Annotated in this window: 25 protein-coding genes; 14 read left to right on the top strand and 11 right to left on the bottom strand. The window is 62.0% G+C overall.

The window, feature by feature from the left end; translation table 11 throughout:
• Positions 1-40: 40 nt before the first annotated feature.
• From AC58D2_RS08940 to AC58D2_RS08930, 3 genes are all read right to left on the bottom strand, one after another.
• Positions 41-865: an NYN domain-containing protein gene (locus AC58D2_RS08940; protein WP_497389435.1), complete on the bottom strand. Its 825-nt coding sequence runs from the start codon at positions 863-865 to the stop codon at positions 41-43.
• Complete coding sequence (locus AC58D2_RS08935; protein WP_497389433.1) at positions 862-1,770, bottom strand: HEPN domain-containing protein; 909 nt, start codon at positions 1,768-1,770, stop codon at positions 862-864. Before AC58D2_RS08935 ends, AC58D2_RS08940 begins: the two co-directional genes overlap by 4 nt.
• Positions 1,771-1,854: 84 nt before the next feature.
• A complete protein-coding gene (locus AC58D2_RS08930; RefSeq protein ID WP_497389431.1) occupies positions 1,855-2,178 on the bottom strand; it encodes a DUF736 domain-containing protein in 324 nt (107 codons plus the stop codon).
• A gap of 454 nt (positions 2,179-2,632) precedes the next feature.
• Here AC58D2_RS08930 and AC58D2_RS08925 point away from each other — a divergent pair, with 454 nt between their 5' ends.
• Entirely contained in the window at positions 2,633-2,905 is a 273-nt protein-coding gene (locus AC58D2_RS08925; RefSeq protein ID WP_497389429.1) for a hypothetical protein, read from the top strand.
• A gap of 203 nt (positions 2,906-3,108) precedes the next feature.
• Here AC58D2_RS08925 and AC58D2_RS08920 read toward each other — a convergent pair whose 3' ends face one another.
• Positions 3,109-3,759 carry an SOS response-associated peptidase gene (locus tag AC58D2_RS08920; RefSeq protein WP_497389427.1) on the bottom strand — a complete coding sequence of 217 codons (651 nt, stop codon included), beginning with the start codon at positions 3,757-3,759 and terminating at the stop codon, positions 3,109-3,111.
• Positions 3,760-3,843: 84 nt separating this feature from the next.
• On the opposite strand from AC58D2_RS08920, the gene AC58D2_RS08915 reads away from it, so the two are divergent.
• Positions 3,844-4,113: a hypothetical protein gene (locus AC58D2_RS08915; protein WP_497389425.1), complete on the top strand. Its 270-nt coding sequence runs from the start codon at positions 3,844-3,846 to the stop codon at positions 4,111-4,113.
• A 5-nt stretch (positions 4,114-4,118) separates the two neighbouring features.
• On the opposite strand, the gene AC58D2_RS08910 is transcribed toward AC58D2_RS08915, so the two are convergent.
• Complete coding sequence (locus AC58D2_RS08910; protein WP_497389423.1) at positions 4,119-4,430, bottom strand: hypothetical protein; 312 nt, start codon at positions 4,428-4,430, stop codon at positions 4,119-4,121.
• A 63-nt stretch (positions 4,431-4,493) separates the two neighbouring features.
• On the opposite strand from AC58D2_RS08910, the gene AC58D2_RS08905 reads away from it, so the two are divergent.
• From AC58D2_RS08905 to AC58D2_RS08880, 6 genes are read left to right on the top strand one after another with little or no spacing between them, the layout of a single operon-like run.
• On the top strand, positions 4,494-4,832 hold the full coding sequence (locus tag AC58D2_RS08905; protein ID WP_497389421.1) for a hypothetical protein: 339 nt from the start codon (positions 4,494-4,496) through the stop codon (positions 4,830-4,832).
• Positions 4,829-5,011: a hypothetical protein gene (locus AC58D2_RS08900; RefSeq protein WP_497389419.1), complete on the top strand. Its 183-nt coding sequence runs from the start codon at positions 4,829-4,831 to the stop codon at positions 5,009-5,011. The genes AC58D2_RS08905 and AC58D2_RS08900 overlap by 4 nt, the downstream gene beginning before the upstream one ends.
• 3 nt (positions 5,012-5,014) lie before the next feature.
• Positions 5,015-5,323, top strand: coding sequence for a hypothetical protein (locus tag AC58D2_RS08895; protein ID WP_497389417.1), 309 nt, complete (start codon positions 5,015-5,017; stop codon positions 5,321-5,323).
• 1 nt (position 5,324) lies between these two features.
• Positions 5,325-5,591 carry a hypothetical protein gene (locus AC58D2_RS08890; RefSeq protein ID WP_497389415.1) on the top strand — a complete coding sequence of 89 codons (267 nt, stop codon included), beginning with the start codon at positions 5,325-5,327 and terminating at the stop codon, positions 5,589-5,591.
• Positions 5,588-6,019: a thermonuclease family protein gene (locus AC58D2_RS08885; protein WP_497389413.1), complete on the top strand. Its 432-nt coding sequence runs from the start codon at positions 5,588-5,590 to the stop codon at positions 6,017-6,019. Before AC58D2_RS08890 ends, AC58D2_RS08885 begins: the two co-directional genes overlap by 4 nt.
• A complete protein-coding gene (locus AC58D2_RS08880; protein ID WP_497389411.1) occupies positions 6,016-6,138 on the top strand; it encodes a hypothetical protein in 123 nt (40 codons plus the stop codon). Before AC58D2_RS08885 ends, AC58D2_RS08880 begins: the two co-directional genes overlap by 4 nt.
• A gap of 65 nt (positions 6,139-6,203) precedes the next feature.
• Here the strand turns inward: AC58D2_RS08880 and AC58D2_RS08875 are convergent, their stop codons facing one another.
• Positions 6,204-6,776 carry a thermonuclease family protein gene (locus tag AC58D2_RS08875; protein WP_497389409.1) on the bottom strand — a complete coding sequence of 191 codons (573 nt, stop codon included), beginning with the start codon at positions 6,774-6,776 and terminating at the stop codon, positions 6,204-6,206.
• Positions 6,777-6,916: 140 nt separating this feature from the next.
• On the opposite strand from AC58D2_RS08875, the gene AC58D2_RS08870 reads away from it, so the two are divergent.
• The gene (locus AC58D2_RS08870; protein ID WP_497389407.1) at positions 6,917-7,222 is read left to right on the top strand and encodes an excalibur calcium-binding domain-containing protein; all 306 of its coding nucleotides are present in this window, start codon (positions 6,917-6,919) and stop codon (positions 7,220-7,222) included.
• A 12-nt stretch (positions 7,223-7,234) separates the two neighbouring features.
• On the top strand, positions 7,235-8,071 hold the full coding sequence (locus tag AC58D2_RS08865; RefSeq protein WP_497389405.1) for a hypothetical protein: 837 nt from the start codon (positions 7,235-7,237) through the stop codon (positions 8,069-8,071).
• Between the two features lie 616 nt (positions 8,072-8,687).
• Here AC58D2_RS08865 and AC58D2_RS08860 read toward each other — a convergent pair.
• Positions 8,688-8,993, bottom strand: a complete 306-nt coding sequence (locus tag AC58D2_RS08860) for a hypothetical protein (RefSeq protein WP_497389403.1) — start codon at positions 8,991-8,993, stop codon at positions 8,688-8,690.
• Between the two features lie 530 nt (positions 8,994-9,523).
• On the opposite strand from AC58D2_RS08860, the gene AC58D2_RS08855 reads away from it, so the two are divergent.
• From AC58D2_RS08855 to AC58D2_RS08845, 3 genes are all read left to right on the top strand, one after another.
• A complete protein-coding gene (locus tag AC58D2_RS08855; protein ID WP_497389401.1) occupies positions 9,524-9,793 on the top strand; it encodes a hypothetical protein in 270 nt (89 codons plus the stop codon).
• 574 nt (positions 9,794-10,367) lie between these two features.
• On the top strand, positions 10,368-11,054 hold the full coding sequence (locus AC58D2_RS08850) for an MgtC/SapB family protein (protein ID WP_497389399.1): 687 nt from the start codon (positions 10,368-10,370) through the stop codon (positions 11,052-11,054).
• Positions 11,054-12,313, top strand: coding sequence for a cation:proton antiporter (locus tag AC58D2_RS08845; RefSeq protein WP_497389397.1), 1,260 nt, complete (start codon positions 11,054-11,056; stop codon positions 12,311-12,313). Before AC58D2_RS08850 ends, AC58D2_RS08845 begins: the two co-directional genes overlap by 1 nt.
• A gap of 58 nt (positions 12,314-12,371) precedes the next feature.
• Here the strand turns inward: AC58D2_RS08845 and AC58D2_RS08840 are convergent, their stop codons facing one another.
• From AC58D2_RS08840 to AC58D2_RS08825, 4 genes are all read right to left on the bottom strand, one after another.
• Positions 12,372-12,680 (bottom strand): AzlD family protein, encoded by a 309-nt coding sequence (locus AC58D2_RS08840; protein WP_497389395.1) that lies wholly within the window; start codon positions 12,678-12,680, stop codon positions 12,372-12,374.
• On the bottom strand, positions 12,677-12,940 hold the full coding sequence (locus tag AC58D2_RS08835) for an ABC transporter permease family protein (RefSeq protein WP_497389393.1): 264 nt from the start codon (positions 12,938-12,940) through the stop codon (positions 12,677-12,679). Before AC58D2_RS08835 ends, AC58D2_RS08840 begins: the two co-directional genes overlap by 4 nt.
• A gap of 14 nt (positions 12,941-12,954) precedes the next feature.
• A complete protein-coding gene (locus AC58D2_RS08830; protein ID WP_497389391.1) occupies positions 12,955-13,383 on the bottom strand; it encodes an AzlC family ABC transporter permease in 429 nt (142 codons plus the stop codon).
• Positions 13,384-13,620: 237 nt separating this feature from the next.
• Positions 13,621-13,899, bottom strand: coding sequence for a hypothetical protein (locus tag AC58D2_RS08825; protein ID WP_497389389.1), 279 nt, complete (start codon positions 13,897-13,899; stop codon positions 13,621-13,623).
• A 287-nt stretch (positions 13,900-14,186) separates the two neighbouring features.
• Here AC58D2_RS08825 and AC58D2_RS08820 point away from each other — a divergent pair, with 287 nt between their 5' ends.
• Positions 14,187-15,032 carry an ATP-grasp domain-containing protein gene (locus AC58D2_RS08820; protein ID WP_497389387.1) on the top strand — a complete coding sequence of 282 codons (846 nt, stop codon included), beginning with the start codon at positions 14,187-14,189 and terminating at the stop codon, positions 15,030-15,032.
• Positions 15,033-15,042 lie beyond the last annotated feature (10 nt).

Here is a 15,042-nt window from a genome sequence, read left to right as displayed (position 1 = left end):
AAACGACCCCTTGGCCCCCGGTCGGCGGCGAGGCTAGCCGCTACGCCGTCGGCTTCGGCGTTCGATCCTTGTTGCGCTTGTCCGCGACATAGCTGTGCCCGTCGTCACCCTTCACGATGTCGAACAGGCCGGTCGCGGCGAACAGTGCCGGGAAATTCTTGGCGCCGTAATTGCGCGGCTCGATCGGCGCCTGCCGCTTGGCGGCGCTGCCGGCGGCAGACACCAGCGCCCAGCCGTCATCGCGCGCGGCGGCCTCGACCGCACCGCGAAGGGTCGTGACGAGCTTGGTATCCATCGCCAGCGACTTGCTTGCCGGCTTGGCGGGGGCTTCTTTGGCCTTGGTCGATGCTTTTGCCTTCGAAACGCGCGCAGCCGAGGCATCGGGCGACCCCGATCCCGCCTCCCCCTCGAGGCTATCGAGATAGAGGAAGGCGGTGCAGGCGTTGACGAAGGGGCTCGGCGTCTTGCGCTCGCCGAAGCCATAGACCTCGTGGCCGTTGGCGCGGAGCTGCATCACCAGCGGCGTGAAATCGGCGTCGCTCGACGCGAGGCAGAAGGCGTCGAGTTTCTGCGTGTAGAGCAATTCCATCGCGTCGATGACGAGCGCGATGTCGGTCGCGTTCTTGCCGGACGAATAGTTGAACTGCTGGATCGGGCGGATCGCGAAATCGTGGAGCTTGTCCTTCCAACCCTTGAGGCCATCGCTTGCCCAGTTGCCGTAAGCGCGACGAATGTTCGCGGTGCCATATTTGGAGAGCTCGGCGAGCATCGCGCCGATCTTGTTGTGCGAGACGTTATCGGCGTCGATCAGGAGCGCGATCTTGCGATCGGGCGTCGTACCCAAGGGCTCGGCAACCTCGGTCACGAGCCAACGCCTTCCGCCAGCCGACGCTCGGCAATCGCCTTTACCTCGGCCTGCAAGAGCTCAATGCGCTCGACGAGCCATTCGAGTTCGGGGCCGGTGATCTTGTAGTGCGGCGAGTAGCGCGCGTTGACATAGGCCTGCTGCAAGAGCTCGAAGCAGCGGCGACCGAACTTGCTGTCGCGCGGCCAGACGGGAATGAGGTCGCGCGCGATGTCCTCGGACTTGTCGCGCAGGAAATTGATCTTGTGCGATTTCGGCGAATAGAGCGTCAGGACGTGCAGCACCGTGTGATAAAAATGCTCGGTGGCCTGATGCAGCAGGAAGGCTGCGTGATTATTCAATCCTTTTTCAACCGCTGAAACCGCCAGTTCAAGGAAGCCCGCCGCGCTTTTGAACCACTTGTCGAAATATGCTTGAGCCTCTGCCCTCGCCTCTCCGTGCGACAGCGGTTTGGGAGTGTCGAACGCCTGTGTACCGAGCTCATAGAGCACGATCCCGTCGCGCACGATGTCGATGAAGAAGGGCCGCCCGCGCGATAGCTGCTGGTTCACGTCGGCGAGGCTATGGACGATCAGGCCGACGGGCGCCGACAGCTTTTTCGTCACGCCATAATCGCGCAGGAAGCGGTCCTCGGCCTTGTACCAATAGTCGACGGGATCGGTCAGCCGCTCGTCGTTGACGACGACGAGGATATCATAGTCCGAGTAATAGCCGCCCTTGGGATCGGCAACCCAGTCGCCGCGCGCGTAGCTGCCGTAGAGGATGACCTTGAGGATGCGGCCCTGCTTCTTCCATTTCTGCGTCGCAAGCGCGGTCGCGTCTTCGAACTCGGCGAAGAGGATTTCGACGATGCGCGCGAGGTCTTGCTGCTTGCCGCCGGGAAGATGATCGAGATCGGTTTTCATGTCTCGGGAATCCTAGCCGAATATCACGCCGTGACAACGAAAAGGGTGACCCCGCGCCCGCCGGAGCGGACGCGGGGTCGTCGCTCAGTCGGCCGGGTTCCAGATGACGGCGTAGGTATCGTCGTCGTCCTGGCCCGCGGCGCGGCCGAGGTTGGCGTAGAGCCGGCGCGGTCCGAACTCGGGCGCCGCGAGGCTCAGCGAGACATAGGTCTTGCCCGACACCTCGCCGGTGCGAACCCAGCCGGCCCCGATCTCGACGCCCTCGGAAAAGACCCGGAAATCGGGCTGGACGTCGCTTCCCTTGTTGCGATTGGGACGGATCTCGATGCTCGCGCGGATCGAGAGGGTCTTGAGCTGACCAACGAAGCCTTTTTCGATGGTGCCGTTCACAAAGCCGATAGCTGCCATTGTTCGTCTCCTTCATCGCTGCCGGAGACCGTCCCCGGAGCGTGAGCAGGGACAGGGCGGACGCCATGGAAACGCCGCGCACCCGCAGGGTCGCAGCGAAGCGGAGAAGGGATGGCCGGCGCTTTTTTGGACGCGGAACGCGGGGCGCGAGGAGCCCGCGCAGCGGGCGGGGAAAAAAGAGGCGGCCATTGGTTGCGCGGCGTTTCGCGGACGGCCACACGGCTCACTCGGGCACCGGGGCGGCCTGCGGCAACGGCGAGCGACGAATGGCGGCTAAAGAATTTTTACCGGGCATGTCATCGAATTTGGCATGGCCAGGCGCAGGCAATCGTAGCAAGGCGTGCAGGATCGATCGCCGGATTCGCGGACGGGGCGGTTCGTGCCTCCGGCTTATCAACCGCGGTGAGCGCGCGTGAACCAAGGGGGATTCGCAGTGGACGGCAGGGCTGAACTATTGATCGCGAGCGAGCGCGGGGATCTCGATGACCTCGCGGCGCGCAGCGCCGGGATCTGGATCGGGCTGTCGATCGACGACGCCGCGCATGCCGCGCTCCGCCGCGACGGAATCGACCCCGCCACGCTGCGGCTGACGGGGCTTCATCCGTTCGAATACGCAGCGGCCCCGGACGACGGACTGCTGGTCATTGCGCATGCGAACGACAACGAGACGGCCGAGGCGCTGCTCGACCTCTTCCGCGTCTATTTCCTACGGCGGCTGCTGGCCTGACCTGGGACGCGAGAGGGATCCACCGGAAGCGATTGTCGATGCCCTCAGCTTAAGGGGCGGGAAGCAAGTAAAGTCCCGACCCCATTTGCGATCATTCGTCATCGCTGCTGCCAGCAAGCACGAGGATGACGCACAACAGTATGATCCCGAACGCGGTCAGTCCGACGATGAGCACCCCGTCGCTCACGCAACGCTCCAATCCACTAAAGCAGCGACGGCGTGTCCGATGCGCTGGGTTTCGCCTTGGACCAAGGTTCGGCGGTTCGGTCGACGACCAGCCTGCTAGCGGGATATTGCCGCACCAGCGATATCGCTTCCTCGGGGGGCGCGCGCAGCCATGCCTCGTGCTCGTCGGGGTGCAATATTACCGGCATCCGGTCGTGAATGTCGAAAAGCTCCTCGGTCGCATCGACCATCACGCCGGTATAGGCATTGCCCCATTCGTCGGTCGGGCGCCACAGCCCTGCCCAGGCCGCGGTCGGCTGATCGGCGACGCTGATCCACGTGCGCGTCATCCTGCCCTTCGGCCCCTCGGCCTCGGCAAAGGCGGTGAACGGAATGAGACAGCGATGTGCCGGCGTCGTGAACCAATGCTTCCAGAACGGAGATAGAAGCTTGTCGTCGCGGGCGTTGTTGACGGGCTGCGGCTTGCTCGTCGGCTTCATGCCCTTGAGGCGCACTGGAAAACCCCATGTCATCTGGTCGATCGCGCGGGCGCCGTCATGCTCGCGGACGACCAGGCCGGGATAGCCCGGATAGACGTCGGCAGGCGCGTTGAAACCGTGCGGCGCCGACGCCTTGAACAGGTCGGCCATCTCCTGCACCGCGGTTTTGTTGGTGTAGAGGTTGCACACGCTCCAATCATGCCGCGCCTGACCAGCCTGTCAATCGGCAACCGGCCGGGCGTACGCGCGTTCGCGATGCGAAGGAGACATGACATGACCGCCGAATATGATGCTGCAAAGACTGCGCCCGTCGAGCGGGTTGCCCGCGTGCTGGCCGGTCATGCGCTGAGCCGCAACGCCGAAGGCGACCTGGGATCGGCGGGATCCGCGGTCGACGATCTTTGGCCCGACTATGCCCCGGCGGCGCTCGCGGTTCTGCGCACCCTGCGCGAACCGAGCGGCCGCATGATCGCGGCGGGCGACGCCGACACCTGGGACCGGATGATCACGGCGGCGATCGAGGACGAAACCCTCTCGGACTGAGATGTCTATCGCCGCCGCCTGAGCTGCCGCTTCCATTCGATGATATCCGGCATCGGCAATTGCCGCGTGTGATTTTCATCGCATAATTCGAGCGCCGCGAGCGTCCGCTTTCGTTTCGCCACATAGCATTGCAGGCACCGCATCCGCCTGCGCACCGCGGGCAGTTTGTCGTTCCATCCCTTCCGCTCGAACAAATACCACAGCGCGTGCGGATCGAAGATGCCGACATTGCCGCACCCGCACGACACCTTGATCGTGTGATGCCGGACCGCTGCGTCGAACAGGTCCTGGATCGGGTTGACGAGGTCGCGACTCATGCTGGACAAATGAGAACATTAGTGGAACATTTGCGCAATCGAGAATCGAGTCGGAGATGAAAGATGGACGTGCAGGCGAGGAGCTTTCGCGGCTTCAGTATCGTGGGCCGGGGCGTGCCGCAGGAGACGGTCGATCGTGCCCGCGAAGAGGTTGAGGCCATATTGGAAAAGCATGGCGTTACAGCGGCGGAAATCGACGCCTTCACCCGCAGGTTGCCCGACATTGGGATGGGCGTGGATTTGCAGCGGTTCACCGCAGCGGACTGGCGACGCTTCGGCGTTGATCCCAAGCTTGTTCGTGCGGATAAGCATGTTGGTGCTGCACTGAATGCGGCGCTTAACAGCGCTCCTGCCCATCCGGGTCGGAGCCTTGGATTCAAGGTCGAGACCGCGCACGCATGACACCGCTGATCGGACATAACGGTCCTTCGGACGCCGACCGGATTGCCGACTATATCGAGGATCGCGCGCGCCGATACCGCGACCGCGCGGAGAGGACCGGCAACCCCGACCTGCTGACCCGCGCCACGACGGCCGACGCGATGGCTTCGGACGTCCGCGCCCGGCTTTATGAGGATTGAACGATGGCAAGCGGTCTGACGATCTACGGCCAGGATCAATTGGCACCCGACGTGCGGGAAGCTGCGCTCGCGGCGGCACATGCTGTTCTATCCAGCAAAGGGGTCACGGCAGCCGATGCTGTGGCGGCCTATGGCGTCGATTTGCTGCTCGCGGAAGGCCTGTCCCCGGAAGAGCGAACCGACGCGCACTTTCGCGAGCATGGCGCGAGCCTGCGCGCTGCTGAGGCCTATTGCGCTGCGAAAGAGGCGGCCGAGGCGGAAATCGCCCGGCGTGGCGCTCGCTTCGCCGTCCTGTTCTCCGTGGCCAACTGACATGCGGCGCATCGATCGACAGGATTTGAAGGACAGCTTTTACATCAAGATCATAACCATGCGCCAGGGGCGGCATGGCCGCGGGCGTCACCCGATCCCGGAACTGAAGGGCGACTATGCGGCCGGCCAACTCGCCGCCACGCTCGTTGATATTGTCGATGGCGATAGCCGGATGGTCGTGAGCACCGATGAAAAGCCCAACACATACGGCGTCTGCGGCCGTTGGGGCGTCGATGAGCCTTGGCCAAAAGGGTGCGAGCCGCAATGATCCTGTCGCTCATCCTTGCAGCAACGGTTGTCCCTGCCGGGCAATCGTTCGATTGCACGCCGGTCGCCGTATGGGACGGCGACGGGCCGATCTGGTGCGCCGAGGGGCCGCATATTCGTCTCTCGGGCATCGCGGCGCGCGAAATGGACGGGTCGTGCCGTGCGGGCCACCCCTGCCCCGCCGCCGATCCCATCGATGCGCGCGATCATCTCGTGAGGCTGCTCGGCGAGCGCATCGGCACGCGGCGCACGGGGCATGTAACGGTCGAGGGTCCGACGATGCGCTGCCGGTCAGCTGGCGGCGCCGGGGGCAATCGGACGGCGGCCTTTTGCACCTCGCCCCGGTCGGGCGACCTCAACTGCGCGATGGTCCGCGATGGCTATGCGGCCCAATGGGATCGCTATTGGCAAGGGCATCGGTGCCGGTGATCAAGGATCCCAAATGGCGCGACAAGGCGCTCGCGATCGAATATTGGGCCTTGACCGTGCTGGTCGCCGGATCATTTGTTGCTGGCATCGTCTCTGCCGCGAAAACGCTGTTCGAATGAAGGTTGAGGCCGACAGAAGACGGTCCAGGCGAGGCACGCGCCAAAGCTGACGTTTCAAACCTAGTTCAGCACCAAGGTCTGCGACCGCCCGCATACCAGCGCGCGAGCCCTTCAGCGACGAGGGCCTCCCCGACGCTTTGACCATCGACCATGACGATACGCAGCTTGCGGCCATATTGGTCGGCATCCCGTTCAATGGATCGTAACGCAATATTCCCGCCCTGGAGAATTTCACGCAGGCGCACCGTAGCCCGGTCTCCCAGGTCCTTTTCGGCTTGGCACCGATAGTCATGGGTCTCGGGCGCATCGATGTCGGCAATCCGGATCTTCATTCCCTCGAGCCAGATCGTGTCGCCATCCACGACGCAGTTAAAGCCGCCGCCCGTGTGGCAAAATGAAAAGCTCAGCCGCGTCGAGGGCTCGCTCGGTTCGGAAGTTTCGGCGGTTGCGGCGCTGGCAAAGGATAGCGGTTTTCCAGATACTCCATCGAACCAACCCGACAGATAGCCTTGGGTGACGGCAACGGTTCCGGCGAAGACCAGCAGAAACAGGACAAATAGGGGAGGCTTGCGACGGGGCCTCTGCCGCCGTGAGGGGCGCTTCGATTGGTTTCCCGGCCACCCGCGATACTTGCGCATGATGCCTCCCTAACGGCCGCAGCATAGTTTCAAGATGATCTACTGCCATCCCAAAATCGAACAAAACAATATCGGCGAATGCGAATACAGGATTCGACATCCGTTCCATTACGAGGCATCTTCCCGGCGGGGGCGGGGCTATGCATTATTTCCAGATTGCTGCAGCGTTGGCTGCTTTGACATGGCCTGCCGTCGCGGCTGCCCATGGCGGCGGACTTGCGGCGGACGGCTGTCATAACGATCGCAGGAATGGCGAGCGGCATTGTCACCGCGCGCCGAGCAGCTCGGCGCCGCGCGCCGAACGGCCGCAGCGCCTTACCGGTCCATCGAGAGCATATTCCAACTGTACCGCAGCGCGTGCCGCGGGCGCGGCCCCGGTGCGCCGCGGTGATCCCGGCTATGGCCAGCACCTCGACCGCGACAACGACGGCATTGGTTGTGAATGATTTGGGGGAACCATGACAAGCTACTTTAAGATTGCTGCGGCGATGGCGATTGCCTGCTGCCCGGCGGCCGCTGCTGCCGAGGACTTGACGATCAACGACATCGTTGCGCTGACCGAGATGCAACTCGGCGATGCCGCCATTATCGCGAAGATCGAGGCCGAGGCAGCCAGCTTCGATCTCACCACCGAGCAGATGATCGAACTCAAGAAGAAGGGCGTATCGAGCAATGTTATCGCGGCGATGGTACGCTCGGGCAAAGCCGACCCCGCAGCCGAGCTATCGGTAGACTCGTCCGATCCCAATGTGCCGCACCCGCCGGGCGTCTACCTTCTGCACGGAACCGTCGAGGAAGGGCGGATGGAGCGGATAGAGCCGACCAGTTCCAGCCAGGTCAAGACCGGCGGCATCTGGGGTTATGCGCTCACCGGCGGCATCGCCTCGGCGAGCGTCAAGGTGTCGATCCCGAATGCCGCAGCGCGCGTCGTGTCGACCAGCAAGCCCTTTTTCTATTTCTTCTTCGACGAATCCCAGAAGGGCGCGACTGCCAGTTCCTTCATGGGATCGGCATTTCTCGCGAGCTCGCCCGCCGACTTCAACCTCGTTCGTCTGAACATGAAGAAGGACCGCCGCGAGGCGCGCGTCGGCAGTATGAACATTGGCGGGGCGAAGATGGGCGTGATGGACAAGGATCGCATCGCGATCGAATATGAGCTGGTTCGACCCGGGGTCTACAAGGTCAAGGCCGGCGACCCTTTGGCGCCTGGCGAATATGGCTTCCTTTATTCGCTGCCAGGCGCGGCCGCGGGCGGCGCTGCCAACGCGCGCATTTTCGATTTCTCGGTGAAGTGAATGGGGCACCGGCCCAGCCAGGTATTGAGAAGCGTATCGACCGCCAACTATGCGCTTTGACCCACCGCCTGACATCCTTCCAAGCGCGACGCTTTCATATATATCGCATTACAGGCGCTGACGCGCGCGCAGCGCCGCTGCGGGCCACGAATGGACACGAATCCTGCGACGTCCCCTTGGTCCCTCTGCTCGAGCCGAGCAGATGCTCCCGGGGACGCCGCAAGCCGTGTCCGCAGCATCATCGCTGTTCCTCGAAACGCACCGCTTTCGCGGTGGGAAGCGGTACAGCTCTTCCGCAGACGGCTTTGAAGTAACCTGGCGAGTTCGAGGCCGAAATCGGGTAATCTACTTAAGCATCTGCCCCGATCAAACTTGATCAGGGCCGTGCAAGCATATGGCCGTTATTCAAGACGAACTGCAATCAAATCGAGACATTTATCGATCATTTACCGATGGGCAGTTAGTGGCGGCTCAACCCCGCCGTCTCAGCGATCCAGGACGGCGGGGCCAACGCTTAACAGGTTCCGCCGACAAGTCCGCCTCCGTCGCCGGTGTGGCGATCAATGTTCAACGGCACCCGGCAGATCGCGCCAATGCCGTCCGCGGACGCGATATATCATTTCGCGCCGCGCGGCCCCTCGTCTTCGTCGCCGCCCGCGCCTAGCTGGCCCGGCTCATCGTCATCGCTGCGCTCCCCGCGGTAAGCGTCCATGTCGACTTTGCCCGAACGCTCCATCTGACGCATATGATCAACGACGTCCTGGGCATCGCCGGTTTCATCGCCAGTTTTCGCCTTGGAGCTGTCTGCGAGGGGACGCTCCTTGCGCGCTGCCTCGGCGACAGATTGAGCCTGCGTGTCTTCGTCGTCTTGCTCACGATTTACCGTCTCGGGGGCATCGGTGTTTTTCGGATCGCGGGTCATGAAACTGGCTCCTGTTTTGCGTGACCGAAACGCGGACCAGGTTATCGCGGTTCCTTCGTTCGCGCGGTTGACCGACGGAGGAGACTGAAGAAGGGCATCTCACGGCGGCGGCGATGCATGAACTCCAAAAGTGCTCGCGATCCCCTTTCTAACCCATTCAGGCAGTCGAGGGCTGCAACTCTCCTTAGTCAAGGCAACCGCTGACTCTGGCCGATCGCGGTCAGGCTGCTTTCGAGCGTGGATTCAAGATAGCTGACATTCGTCAGGATCCCGCAGTGCATCCGAAAGCTTCGGCCTTTTGTCTGTCGATCACTTGCACCGGCCGGAACGATATTATCATCCCACGGCGCTTTGTACGCCCTGTAAGGATTTCAAGGTTTTTGCAGGGCGGATCCGTCTTCGCCTTGGCCGGAGTGTAGCGACCAGCGCTGAACAGTTTCTCATCGGCCAACTAGCGAGCGTGCGTTTTCGGTGGTTTGCGATGCTCGCAAATGATTGGTAAGATCTGCAACGAGATGGGAGATTTTTGAATGTACGCTGCAGTAATGCGTCTCTCTTTTGAAGCGGAACTCGCTCCGCGCGCTGCCGCTGCGTTTAGCGACGAACTATTGCCGAGAGTTAAGCAAGCCGATGGCTTCATCGGCGGCTACTGGCTCGACCCATCCGCTGGAGAAGGTTTGGGCCTGATCTTGTTTGAAGAAGAGGAACAAGCCCGACAGGCAAGTTCGCCCGAACTGTGGAAAGCACCGGGAGTCACCGTGCAAAGTGTCAACGTTAGCCGCGTCGCTGCGACTGCATAGCTCCCCGGCGCCCTCCTGCTAAGTGGGCCCGAATATCGGCGTGAATCGTCAGAACCAGTTACAATCTGGTTGGCCTGCGATGGCCGTTTGCAGACTGACCGTTATTGGACATCTTGTCCAGTAAAGCGGCCGTTGGCATCCGCGCGCCTCACTTATGCATTACGCAGGGGGAGCCTTGCTCGCCTGGTAGCCCTGTCGGGATCCAATCCTCACCGATGTAGGCGCCCCAAAGTCGGAGCAGATGCCGCGCGGCGCGAGAAACGTCCTGCAAATTCTTGTCCCGTGGCAATTGATCGTATGAAGCGTCCGCAACGCTTCCGCGGTCGCCCGCCACAGGTCGGCCTTCGCCGCATCGTATCGCAAACGCACCTTCTCCGGCGCGAAATCGTCTTGATCCATGTTAGGCCGCGAAGATTATCGCGCGCCAATGATGCCGGGATGGATTGCCGCCGTGCCGCGCTTTGCAACCGCCGCGGCCAGCGCGCGTTGCAAATTTGTGACAACGCCATCACCGTGCCGCTGCGCCGCATTCTGTATTCGCTGCCTCATCTGCTCCATCACCAGGACCAAATAGTTGGAACTGCTCGACCCTGACCTGTTCTGGCCGATCATCGGCGCAATCATCGCCAGCGCCATTATCGGCGCCGAACGCGAATATCGGGCCAGCCCCGCTGGGCTGCGCACGCATATCCTGGTGGGCCTGTCCTGCTGTCTGTTGATGCTGTCGGCGGTGCATCAGATGGCGTGGCTCAACGACGCCCCGGTCGAGGTCGTCCGCATCGATCCGGTGCGCATGGCGCATGGTATTTTGACCGGCATTGGCTTTCTGTGCGGCGGGGTGATCTTTCGCGAAGGGTTCAACGTCCGCGGGCTAACCACCGCCGCTTCACTGTGGATGACCGCGACGCTGGGCATATTGTTCGGTATCGGCTTTTACGAGCTGGCAATCTTTGCGGCGACCGCGACGGTGCTGGTGCTGGCCGCCGTCACGATCACCGACCGGCGCGCACCGCAGCAACGCATCGTGCATCTAAAGGTCCGCTATCGCCGGTCAAAGGCCATCGCGCTGGGCGACTTCGCCACGCTGCTCGCCGACCACAAGCTCCGATCCATCACCATCGACCAGTCGATGAACGACGATGTCGTCGAATATGGCGCCATCGCCGACGGCTACAGCGAAAGCGGCGCCGAGCAACTGGCCGCGAGCCTGTCGGGTGACCCCCATGTGACGGGATTTGAAATTCGCCCTCAGCAGGCCTGATGAACGATCAACCCTTCTTTGCATTGAGTAGTTATCATGTCGGTATGGCGCTGATCGGCGCCGGGATCATCGCGGCCTTTTGGCTGCCGCGCTTCCTGTCGGGGCGCGAACCGGCGGCCTCGGCACTGCTCATCCTGTTCGGGATCGCGATCTACTGGATATTGCCCGATGTCGCCAAAGGGCTTGATCCGCGCGCGACGCCAAAATTCTGGGAGCTGGCCAGCGAGCTGGCGGTGATCGTCGCGTTGTTCGGAACGGGTATCCGCATCGACGACCTGTCGAACTATCGCCGCTGGCGCCCGACAATCCGGCTGCTGGCGATTGCGATGCCACTGACGATCGCCGCGGTGGCGTTCATGGGCCTGGCCTTTGCCGGAATGACGCTGGCGGGCGCGATCCTGCTCGGCGCAGTGCTGGCGCCGACCGACCCCGTGCTCGCCGGCGAAGTCCAGGTCGGGCCGCCGACCGAAGGCGAGGAGCAGCCGGTGCGCTTTGCGCTCACCACCGAAGCAGGGCTCAACGACGGGCTGGCTTTTCCGTTCGTCTATCTCGGCCTGCTCGTTGGCACCACGGGCTTTTCGGCCGCGATGCTGTGCGAGTGGCTGTTGCTCGACGTCGTCTATCGCATCTTGGTCGGCTGTATTGGCGGCGTGGTGATCGGATGGCTGCTCGCTCGCATCCTGTTCGTCATCCCGCGCGGCAATGTCTTGGCCGACACGGCCTCGGGCGTTCTCGCGATCGCCGGGGTGCTGCTCTGCTATGGCGCAACCGAACTGGTCGAAGGCTATGGCTTCATCGCCTGCTTTGTCGCCGGGATCGTGCTGCGCCGGTTCGAGGCCAGCCATGAATTCCACGGCAAGCTCCACAGTTTCAACGAAGCGATCGAGCTCGCGCTCACCGCGCTGCTGCTGATCCTGATCGGCGGCACCTTTCCGCTGCTGTTCGGTGAGCTCGACTGGGCACATGCGGGCATCGCGATCGGCCTGCTGTTCATCGTGCGCCCGCTCGCCGGGTGGCTCAGCATGGCCGGCACCGACCTGCCGTCGCAAGACCGGCTCGTCGTCGCTTTCTATGGCGTGCGCGGGATCGGGTCGGTCTACTATCTGGCTTATGCGACCAGCCATCTCGAGCTGGTCAACGAAGGGCAATTATGGGCAACGATCGCCCTGACGATCCTGTTGTCGACCGTCGTTCATGGCTTCACCGCGGGGCCGGTCGTCGATCACATCGTTCGGCGCCAGCGCCGCGTTAGCGGCTAAAGCCTTATCGCCGCCATTGGCCGATTGCGGTCAGGCCACTATTGTCGGGAGACGGGGTCTAAGAAGCCATTAAAACCAGCTGGCGTGCGCCTGCCGTCGCCAAAACTGCCGCGAGCATTGCCCATCCTGGCCGCCGGAATACGGCCATCACCGTAGCCGCCACGCCCACTCCTAGAACCAGCGGCCAATCCCCTTCAAAAGCTGAGGTGAACACGATCGCCGCCATTAGCGACGTCGACAAGGCATTCAGAACGCCGCCCAGCCTTGGCGACACTGGCACGCTGGCCATCAGGATTGGCCCCGCTGCCCGGGTCAGGTAAGTGACCATCGCCACGGCCAAAATCGCATAGAAGGATGCAGAGTTCATTTTGTTCTGATGAGACTTGGCACGACCGCAGGGACAATCAGCGCCCAATGGGTTGGCAAAACAAGCGCCAACGCCAAAGCGCCCGACCCGGCTCCCAGCACACGGATAAGTTCTGCTAAATGCTTTGTCGCGCCGACCAGCAAGCAGGAGAAAAATGCTGGCATCAAAACATCCAACCCGAATTGATGAAAATTTCCCAGCGAATTTCCGCCCGCCGAACCTAGAAACGTTCCTAAAACCCATGCGCCCCACAAAAGCACGCCCCCTCCCAGAATTATAGCTGGGGCACGCGCATCGCTTTCGGGATCCTGCTTGCCATTGCCCAATTGGAATCTGAGAGGAAAAACAGAACCAACGAGCGCGTACCGCTTCTCAATCGCTGAAGAGGCTGGAACAATGTTGCGCCCAAAGCGATATGGCGCGCGTTTATTGCCAAGGTCGTCAAGATAATTGCCCCCAGAGGCGACGCCGTTTGCCCAAACTCAAGAAACGCAAATTGCGCTGCGCCGGCGAACACCAAAACGCTGATGAGTGTAGATTCGACCGGCCCGAAGCCGGTCTCTGCCGCCGCCGCACCGAAGGCCATTCCAAAAGCCGCCGTAGGCATCGCCGCGGTTACAAGCTGCCGGGCACCATTGGCCACCGAGTTCACCGTAAGTGGAGACAGCGGTTCTTCTGACTGCTCCGATGTAGTGGGTATCATACGCCCCTCCCCGAAAGACGGCAATGAAGCAGGCCAAATTTTTTGGCTTGGGCGATCGTTAGCGCACCAGCCTATTCGCAAACCCATTGTCAGGAAGGGAGCATGGGGCGCATAAAGGTCCGGCCATATCTGACAACGCATTTGCTTTTGATCACGAGCGAATCCTCTTGTCGCGGGCTGATGTCGGCATTTGGGAGAAACTTGGTGGCGGCGAGTGCGCCGAGGAACCGAGGCGCGCTAAGCGGCTCGAGCGAGGTTGCCAAAATCCGGATCGCATGCCGCGCCCGCCACCTCGGTGTGCTCGACCTCCGGCTCCTGCCAAAGCAGAAACGCAGGATCGAATTCATAATATTTCGCGATCGTCGGGTTGGTTCCGGCAAAGGCGTGGATGGCGGCCATGCCGGTCCAGAAAGTCAGCATCGTTATTTCGACGATGTTCCCGCGCTCCGCATGGAGGCAGAATGCTCCGCAGTTGCCGCTGATCGCACGATAGTCAGGGATGGCGACGTCGCGCATCAATGCCAGATACTCCTCGGCGTGTTCGCTCAGAACCGCACCCGTCCAACGTCGCACTATCACGGTCTTCTCTCCTTCATGGCTGTCGTAGGGCTATGCCGAAGGAGCGGGGTCGATAATCCGCGGCGCTGACGAACAGGTCGAATTTCCTGCCAAAACTGCGCCGTAAGTCCACCGGGAGGCCACCCTGTCGGGATCATGGACGAAATTGGCACCAATCATCCAACGCTCGGACGCCGCCGCTGTTACATCGTGGGCGATCTCAACCGACACAGGATCCCTGAAAAATGAAACATGTCGCGATCGCTACCTGTGCAGATTTTCCTTCGCTTGGCCCCTATGATCGCGACGTTCTGGCCAAGCTCGAGGAACGCGGCGTCAAAGCGTCGCCAGTCATATGGTCCGATCCTTCGGTACGCTGGGAGGCGTTCGACCTTGTTGTCGTCCATTCGACCTGGGATTCGCACCTTCAAACGACGCGCTTTCTCGAATGGGTCGCGCAGCGGTCGTCGAGCTTGCGCAATTCGTCTTCGCTGATCGGGTGGAACTTTCACAAGCGGTACCTGCGCGATCTCGCAGATGCCGAGGTTGCGACCGTCGCGACCTTATGGATCGACAAGGGTAATTCGGTCGATATCGAGGCCCGGCTGAATGCGGTGGGTTGGGATGTGGCGGTGCTGAAGCCGGCGATTTCGGCAACCGGACACAATACGCATATTATCGCCCGCTCAGACATAGCCAAAGCAAAGCAGCACTGTGACGAACTGACCGCATCGGCGGACGTCATGATCCAGCCTTATCAGCGAGCGTTCGAGACGATTGGCGAGACGTCCCTGATCTATTTCAACGGAGCGTTCAGCCATGCCGTCCGGCGTCCCCCGACGCTCGCGACGGTCCCGCGCGGCTTCACGGAACCGCACGTGTGGGAAGCCGATGCCCGTGAGCGGGCCGTGGCCGATGCAGCGATGGCCTGTCTTGCCGAACGACCGCTTCATGCACCGGTCGATCTTGTCGAAACGAACGACGGCGACGTCGCGGTTCAGGAACTCGAAGCGATCGAGCCTTGCTTTTTCACGGCTCTCAGCCCGGGAGGCGTCGACCGTTTCGCCGATGCCATTCTCGCGCATTTCTGAACCGGGAGGA

This window comes from Sphingopyxis sp. CR5, from assembly GCF_059693785.1.
The sequence above is the reverse complement of the archived record's forward strand: the minus strand, read 5'-3'. Positions and strand labels throughout refer to the sequence as shown.